This is a genomic window from Leucobacter holotrichiae (genome assembly GCF_055791005.1).
Genome location: NZ_JBVUAC010000024.1, coordinates 1 through 7,304 on the forward strand (window position 1 = coordinate 1; position 7,304 = coordinate 7,304).

General features: G+C 60.1%; 8 protein-coding genes. 6 read left to right on the forward strand and 2 right to left on the reverse strand.

Annotated features, from left to right (window positions below):
• The 3 genes from AC0KXF_RS14975 to AC0KXF_RS14985 form a co-directional block, all read left to right on the forward strand.
• Nucleotides 1–417, forward strand: a 417-nt coding sequence (locus tag AC0KXF_RS14975; protein ID WP_473110081.1) for an LPXTG cell wall anchor domain-containing protein, incomplete at its 5' end; no start/stop codon positions are given.
• Nucleotides 418–596: 179 nt separating this feature from the next.
• Nucleotides 597–1,328 (forward strand): DUF5819 family protein, encoded by a 732-nt coding sequence (locus AC0KXF_RS14980; protein WP_473109931.1) that lies wholly within the window; start codon nt 597–599, stop codon nt 1,326–1,328.
• The gene (locus AC0KXF_RS14985) at nt 1,321–2,463 is read left to right on the forward strand and encodes an HTTM domain-containing protein (RefSeq protein ID WP_473109932.1); all 1,143 of its coding nucleotides are present in this window, start codon (nt 1,321–1,323) and stop codon (nt 2,461–2,463) included. The genes AC0KXF_RS14980 and AC0KXF_RS14985 overlap by 8 nt, the downstream gene beginning before the upstream one ends.
• Here the strand turns inward: AC0KXF_RS14985 and AC0KXF_RS14990 are convergent.
• Nucleotides 2,444–3,190 carry a TetR/AcrR family transcriptional regulator gene (locus AC0KXF_RS14990; RefSeq protein ID WP_473109933.1) on the reverse strand — a complete coding sequence of 249 codons (747 nt, stop codon included), beginning with the start codon at nt 3,188–3,190 and terminating at the stop codon, nt 2,444–2,446. The two genes, AC0KXF_RS14985 and AC0KXF_RS14990, sit on opposite strands and share 20 nt — an antisense overlap.
• Nucleotides 3,191–3,348: 158 nt before the next feature.
• Complete coding sequence (locus AC0KXF_RS14995) at nt 3,349–4,026, reverse strand: TetR/AcrR family transcriptional regulator (protein ID WP_473109934.1); 678 nt, start codon at nt 4,024–4,026, stop codon at nt 3,349–3,351.
• A 65-nt stretch (nt 4,027–4,091) separates the two neighbouring features.
• Between AC0KXF_RS14995 and AC0KXF_RS15000 the strand changes: the two genes are divergently transcribed.
• The 3 genes from AC0KXF_RS15000 (at nt 4,092) to AC0KXF_RS15010 (ending at nt 6,890) form a co-directional block, all read left to right on the forward strand.
• On the forward strand, nt 4,092–4,847 hold the full coding sequence (locus AC0KXF_RS15000; RefSeq protein WP_473109935.1) for an SDR family oxidoreductase: 756 nt from the start codon (nt 4,092–4,094) through the stop codon (nt 4,845–4,847).
• 25 nt (nt 4,848–4,872) lie between these two features.
• Nucleotides 4,873–5,202, forward strand: coding sequence for a nuclear transport factor 2 family protein (locus tag AC0KXF_RS15005; protein WP_473109936.1), 330 nt, complete (start codon nt 4,873–4,875; stop codon nt 5,200–5,202).
• A gap of 446 nt (nt 5,203–5,648) precedes the next feature.
• A complete protein-coding gene (locus AC0KXF_RS15010) occupies nt 5,649–6,890 on the forward strand; it encodes a low temperature requirement protein A (protein WP_473109937.1) in 1,242 nt (413 codons plus the stop codon).
• Nucleotides 6,891–7,304 lie beyond the last annotated feature (414 nt).

Sequence of the window (7,304 nt, forward strand, 5' to 3'; positions counted from 1 at the left end):
GAGGCTGCGTCGACCGCTGATTCCTCGGCTGCTGCTTCGGTTGATTTCGAGGGCGATAAGACCTCGACCGCCGATGCAGACGCAAAGGATGCCAAGGCGAACGCGACGAGCGGCAAGGACGCGAAGGCAACGTCCGAGAAGCAGGCCAATGCGACCTCGACTGCGAAGGCAGACGCCTCTGCTGAAGCAGGCGCGGAGAAGCAGGCAAAGGCGACCTCGAGCGCTGATGCTTCCGCGAAGGCAGGCGCCGAGAAGCAGTCCGCTGCGAACTCGAACGCTTCGTCTTCTTCTAACGGAGAAGACCTCGCTGTCACCGGCGGCTCGTCCGCTACTGGCATCGTGGGAATTGGAGCCGTGCTTGCCGCACTCGGTGCTGTAGTCACCTTCATTGCTCGCCGACGCAAGACGGCTGAGTAACAACCGCTGAGGCCCCGGACTCTATCCGCAGCCCGGGGCGCCTCGATAGCGGTTCTGGGTGCCGGCCAGGATTCTGGCCGGCACCCAGAACCATGACTACTGAAGTGCAGACACACATGAATCAAGAGACACATGCGTCCAGGCCTGTCTGGATAAGGAAACTCGGGAAACGTGCTGTGATGGCGATCGCCATCATCATGACCGCTTTCCACCTGTTCGCGACATTCCTGTGGATCGCGCCGGCCTCGAACCTGAGGCAGCTCATTCCCGGGGATACCCTGACGAACTACATGATCCCGATGTGGGGACAGTCCTGGAGCGTCTTTGCTCCCGAACCCATCAATGGGGACTACTACTTTGATATCCGCGCTGTCATCACAGATGAGGCCGGGAACGAATCCGTGACCCAGTGGGTACGCGCGACCGATGTCGAGCTCACCCATTCCACGTACAAGTTGTTCCCGCCTCGGTCGGCTGGGCTGGGCATCGGTGTGGCTTCGGACCTGAAGAACGCCTGGGGCAGCATGACAGAGCAGCAGCAAGAGATCGTCGCTCTCGACTACTTCAAGGGTGACGACTCCCGAGAGCGGCTCGAAACCGCGTTGCGCGATGCAGAAGGCGAAGCCGTGAATGCGGACGCGTACCTCGAAGCCGAGCGTGTCGCTACGGCGTACGCCACACAGGTTGCCATGGCGATCTGGACTCCGGATGCCGTGGTTCGGGTGGAATTTCAGGCATCTCGCAAGAATGTGGTGCCGTACGCGAACCGCAACGATCCGAGTGCAGAACGTCCCCCGATCCAGGTCGTCCCAACGGGATGGCGCGCGAACCTGGTCGAGAAGCACCAGTCGCAGGAAGCTTTCGCAAGCTACTTCTGCGAGTCAGATGAGGTGAAGTGCATTGATGAATGAAACCACATCGCACGTTGCAGCGCAGCAGGATACAGACGTGCATGCGAATGCAGAGTATGGCCTTGAGATGTCCGGAATGATCTCCTCGGGGAGCGTCGAGGAACCGGTGGCCCGCGAACACGAGTCCGGACTCGTGCGCGCTGTATCGAAGTTCCGTAGGTCGTGGGATAGCTTCGAATCGAAGCTCACCACCCACTTCTACGCATCGTACGGACTCGCAGTCATGCGCATCGTCCTCGGTATCACGGGCATCGGGATACTGCTCACCAACTTCCATGCCCGCCACTACGTGTTCGGAGTCGGGGCCGCATGGAATGGGGAGATCGCGCATCCGAAGAGCGACTTCCCCAACATCTGGCTGTTCTCCTGGTTCCACAACGTGGTTACGTCGCCAGTCTTGTTCACCTTGATGTTGGTGCTCTTGGGCGCCATTGCCGTTGTCATCGTGCTGGGTTGGCGGACACGTATCGTGCTCCCGATCTACCTCGTCCTCTGGGTGAGCTTCATCGAACTCAACGATTCGGCCGGCGACCAGGGCGACAACGCATACCGTATGATCCTGTTCGCGATGCTCTTCGCCGATACCACCCGACGATGGTCGCTCGATGCGCGCCGCCGCGCCCGCAAGACGGGCTTCCCGCTCGCTGACACGGGACGGTTCCGGTGGCTCTTCGCACTGATGAACAACCTGACGATCGTCGTGATCGCGTTCCAGATCTGCGCGATCTACATGTCGGGTGGGCTGTACAAGGCCGGCGGCGACCCCTGGGCGCATGGCTACGCCGTCTACGACCCGCTGCAAACCCAGCAGTTCGGCACGTGGCCCGTCCTGTCGGACCTGATCACCGCGTGGGGGCCGCTCGTCGTACTCATTTCCTGGGGCTCGGTGCTGCTCCAAGTCGGCTTCCCGTTCATGCTGTTCAACCGGGTGACGAGAATCATCGCCCTATTCGGGATCCTCTCGTTCCACCTCGGGATCGGACTTCTGATGGGGCTGCCCTGGTTCTCGCTGACCATGATCGCCGCTGATGCCCTATTCATCCGAGACCGCAGCTGGGCGCAGGTTGGAGAAGTGTTCTCCAAGACCCGAACGAAAGTCTGCCGTGCGTGGCAGATCACGGGCCAGAAGGCCTGACGTGTTGCCTCGGTCCCGCAGTTTCCAGCTCGGAGCTCTGGCTCTGCCCGGGCTGCGGGGCCGAGGCCTTCAAACGATGCAGCCAAGAACGGAAAAGGGCGGTTTCCGCATCGCCGAGCACTTCGGTGTTCTCGGAAGCGAAGATGTCTATCGCGGCGGCCTGCGTTGCGGTGGCCTGCTCGTGAGAGATGGCGTGCATGACTGCTTCACGAGCCAAACGAGAAACTCCAGGGTTCGGTCGCCCCTCAAGCGCTTGGCGGAGAGTGATCCCAATGACAGTTGCTGTCAGGAGCTCGACCGCAACGTCGGGATTCACACTCAGGAGTCCTCGATCTTGCGCAGTGCGGATGCGTTCCCGGAGCAGTTTGTCGGGAGAGTGCCTGTCTCCAACTGAGTTCACGTCTTTGACGCGGGAGGCCATGAGTATGTAAAACGAAGGATTGCTGAGACCGAAGGCGACGTGGAAATCCCAGCCGATGCGGAGATCCTGCAGTGGATCACCGGTGAAACCAAGTTGCGCCTCTTGTTCCTCGTAGATCTCGAACCCACGAGCTATCACTGCATCAACCAGTCCGGCTTTAGAGCCGAATAGGTTGTACATCGTCGTCAAGCTCACGCCAACCACAGCGCAGACGTCCCGAACCGCAAAATCGACCCCTTCGGAAGAAGAAATGATCTCTGCGGCAGCCTGAATCAAGCGCTCTCGAGCATCATTTGAAGTAGGCATCTTTCCAGTTTGGCATGCCTTCTTGCATACCCCCTTCGAAAGCGTGTCTATTGCCCGTCCTTGAAACGTGAATCTCGCTGATCGGGCGACGAATCAGCGTACAGTTTCGAAGCCGGCACGCCTTGACGACAGGCCTCATGCAGACGAACCGACAACTGTCAGTCGGATTCGAGCTGCCGAAGCCACTTGATCAGTACCTGGGTCTCATGAGTGCCGAGCTTGTCCCGATTCACAGACGCGAGTTCGACCATCTGAGCAAACAGATTTGCTTGCCTGCACCCGTTGTCCGTGATCGCCCAAATGACGCCTTCTCGTGCCGCTGAAGACAACTGATGGTCTGGATGCCCTAAGGAGATTTGATGCAAGGTAACGCCGATATTCGCTGCGAGGACATGCGCAGTCGCCTGTTTTGCAGATACGACCAGTCGGCCCTGAGCTTCAGCTCGTTCCGCGACGCGCTGAAGCATCAAAGTGGGTCTGGCCTGCGCCGCAGGCTGATAGCCCGGCCGAATCTTGCCATACATGATCGTGTAGAAGCCAGGGTTGGAGAGGCCGAAACTGACGTGGGCATCCCACCCCACGCGAATGTCTTGAATGGGGTCACCAGTGACCTCTGCCGCTTCTTTGCTCCTCATAAAGAGGTCGAAACCACGCTCGATGACCGCCTCGACGAGACCCTGCTTGGAGCCGAAGAAGTGGTACAGCGTCGGCATCTGCACGCCGGCCGCTTCGCACACGGCCCGCATCGAGAAGTCCTCACCCGGACTAGCGGCAATCAGGTCAGCCGCGGCGACAAGAAGACGCTCGCGAGTATCCGGCTCCAACCTTCGTGTCATACTGTTACAGTAGCAAATGTATCGTTGATACAGCAGGAATAATCGCTGTTATGAGAGGTGTGAAGATGACTGAAATGACATTCGCTGGCAAAAACGTCTTGATCGCAGGCGGTGCGAAGAACCTGGGCGGATTGATCGCTCGGCAGGCCGCAGAAGCCGGCGCAAACGTGGCGATTCACTACAACTCTGACAGCACCCGAGCGGACGCCGAGCGCACCCTCGAGGCAGTCCAGGCCACCGGGCAGAAGGGCGTGATCATCCAGGGTGACCTGACGGTGCCCGAGAACGTTGCGCGTCTGTTCGCTGAAGCCGAAGCCGCGCTGGGGCAGATCCATATCGCCGTGAACACCGTCGGGAAGGTGCTCCGCAAGCCGATCGTGGAAACCTCGGAAGCAGAGTACGACTCGATGTTCGACATCAACGCGAAGTCGGCCTACTTCTTCATTAAGGAAGCCGGCATAATGCTCGCTGACGGAGGCAAGATCATCACGATCGTGACCGCTCTGCTGGCCGCATTCACGGACGGCTACTCCACCTACGCCGGCGGCAAGAGCCCCGTGGAACACTTCACGCGCGCGGCAGCCAAGGAGTTCGCTGATCGTGGCATCTCGGTCACCGCGATCGCCCCGGGCCCGATGGACACTCCCTTCTTCTACGGGCAGGAGACGCCTGAGCGAGTGGCGTTCCACAAGTCGCAGGGAATGGGGGGCCAGCTGACCAAGATCGAGGACATCGCCCCAATTGTGCGCTTCCTCGCAACGGAAGGCTGGTGGATCACCGGCCAGACGATCTTTGCCAACGGCGGATACACCACGCGCTAAACACCAAGGAAGAAGACAAATAACCATGAGCAGTCCAGTCGTACCGGAGCCCGTGCGTTCGTTCTTTGAACGTGTAAACGCGCACGATGAAAAGGCTTTCCTCGCGGCCTTCGCTGAGAATGCTGCAGTCGATGATTGGGGACGCGTCTTTCAGGGACGCGACGCGATCAAAGGCTGGAGCGATCGAGAGTTCATTGGATCCAAGGGAGTGCTGTCCGTGGAGGAAGTACACCTCTCGGATTCCGGGATTACGGTCATCGGTGACTGGCGGTCGTCCTACGCTAACGGCCGGTCGAGCTTCACCTTCGAATTGGACGGGAAACTCTTCACCCGGATGACGATCCGGGAAGGCTGACCCGCTCCCGGCATCAACAACTCCACCGAATATGTCCGTGGAGCAGAGCCCGGCTAAGGCGACGGGTATGCAGATGCCGTAAACCTGGGCGCGCGGCATCCTCTACTCGAGGAGAACGTGCCGTTCGCCTGACTAGGCCGCGCTGATCGTCGTTTCACCCCCGCCGACGATCCGCGCTGGGGCAGCATGTGGTCCCCATCCACACTCCGGAGTCCCACCCATCTCCTGGTGCTGCCCCCTGTGGGAGCGCGATGTCAGCATCGCGCTCCCACTAAACCCACCTGCACGAGCCGATCGGATAAGTCCTGACGGCAGGACGAGGACTTCACCGTGCAGTGACGCGCAGGGCGGCAGGATTCCGCTGACTGCACGAGAATGTGCATCAGCTCACGGAAGAGGCGCTTTCGCCACCTGTCACCACTCCACAGACCCGGGAAGAAGCCCCCATGAGCATCCATCAAGAACATTCAACAGCGGGATCTGACGCCGGACCGGTGCGGGGGAGCCTCGGCTTGATGAGGCTTATGCCCCGTCAAAGCACGGAACCGCACCGCACCGCTAGCACGCTCGAGCTGTTCTTCGACCTCGTGTTCGTCGTCGCAGTATCAGTGGCCTCCGTCCAGCTGCACCATATGGAGACCGAGGGGCAACTCGGCGCCGGCGTGATGGGCTACCTCACGGTGTTCTTCGCGATCTGGTGGGCGTGGATGAACTTCACCTGGTTCGCGACCTCGTTCGACAACGATGACTGGCTCTACCGGCTGCTGACCATCGTGCAGATGGCAGGTGTGCTGGTACTCGCCGCCGGCAGCGCAGACGCGATGGCCGAACACGACTTCACCGTCATCACGATCGGGTACGCGATCATGCGGTTCGCTGTCGTCGCCCAATGGTTGCGCGCCGCGAACACTCCGGGCGAACTCAGAGCAGTGTGCCTTAGGTACGCGGCAGGGATCTCTATCGTGCAGATCGCATGGATTCTCCGACTTGCGCTGCCCGCCGACTACGCCCTCGCCGGCTTCTTCGTGCTCGCTGCCGCAGAAGTCGCGATCCCCATCTGGGCTGAGCGCAAACGACCCACCCCGTGGAACCCACATCACATCACCGAACGATATGGTCTCTTCACGCTCATCCTGCTCGGCGAATCAATCCTTGCCTCGGCGAACGCCATCATTGGTGCGCTCCACGAAGGTCAGCACTTGCCCGAGCTGCTGCTGATTGCAGCTGCCGGGCTGCTCATCGCCGCCGGCATGTGGTGGGTGTACTTCGCTCGCCCCCATCACCATCACATTCGCACGCTGGGCTCGTCGCTGCGATACGGCTACTTCCACTACTGCATCTTTGCCGCAGCTGGTGCCTTCTCAGCGGGTGTGGAGATCTCTATCGACACGACCGAACACTCCAGCCACCTGTCGGGCCTCGCCGCCGGGGCGACACTCACCATTCCCGTCGTCGTATTCATGCTCGGAATCTGGGTGCTCACCGTGCGGACAGAACTCACCCGAACCGCCAATAGCGTCTTTTTTGCCGGCATCATCGTGATCCTCCTGGGCACACTGGCCTCGGGCAGCGCTTCCATGATCGCGATCACTGCAGTCGGTGTCGTGATTTCCACGATCGCCGTCGAACTGCCGTCGCGACACAGCACCGAGAGCCCGAAGCGTCGAACATCCGGCGCGACCGCATAGGCCCAGGTCATGCGTGTCGGCCCCTTCCCCGCGGACCCGAAACGCCGGCGGCACGTCACGATCACCTAGGTCCAGGTCTTGTGTGTCGGCCCCGTGCGGTAAGCAAAGATCAGGCGACTCGAATGGAGAACGGAGCAGCCAATATGACGAATCGACCAAAAAAGTACCCGCTGGGGATCGTTATCGTCCACGGAATCGGGCATCAGAAAGAAGGTAAGACTCGTGACATCTTGCGGAACTGTCTGACGGCCACCTTCACCGACCTGAGTATCCCATCCAGCGTCACGGACCTCGATTCAACATCTTCGGAAGTCCTTATCGGGTGAATTGGCCTGGGTTGAGTTCCGATCTTTATACAAGGATGGAACTACGATGCCAAGCAAATATGACCCTGAACTTCGTCAGCGTGCACTT

Excerpts from the sequence above, each read along its gene's own strand:
- AC0KXF_RS14980 (WP_473109931.1), top strand. The coding sequence starts at position 597 with ATGGCGATCGCCATCATCATGACCGCTTTCCACCTGTTCGCGACATTC.
- AC0KXF_RS14985 (WP_473109932.1), top strand. The coding sequence starts at position 1,321 with ATGAATGAAACCACATCGCACGTTGCAGCGCAGCAGGATACAGACGTG.
- AC0KXF_RS14990 (WP_473109933.1), bottom strand. The coding sequence starts at position 3,190 with ATGCCTACTTCAAATGATGCTCGAGAGCGCTTGATTCAGGCTGCCGCA.
- AC0KXF_RS14995 (WP_473109934.1), bottom strand. The coding sequence starts at position 4,026 with ATGACACGAAGGTTGGAGCCGGATACTCGCGAGCGTCTTCTTGTCGCC.
- AC0KXF_RS15000 (WP_473109935.1), top strand. The coding sequence starts at position 4,092 with ATGACTGAAATGACATTCGCTGGCAAAAACGTCTTGATCGCAGGCGGT.
- AC0KXF_RS15005 (WP_473109936.1), top strand. The coding sequence starts at position 4,873 with ATGAGCAGTCCAGTCGTACCGGAGCCCGTGCGTTCGTTCTTTGAACGT.
- AC0KXF_RS15010 (WP_473109937.1), top strand. The coding sequence starts at position 5,649 with ATGAGCATCCATCAAGAACATTCAACAGCGGGATCTGACGCCGGACCG.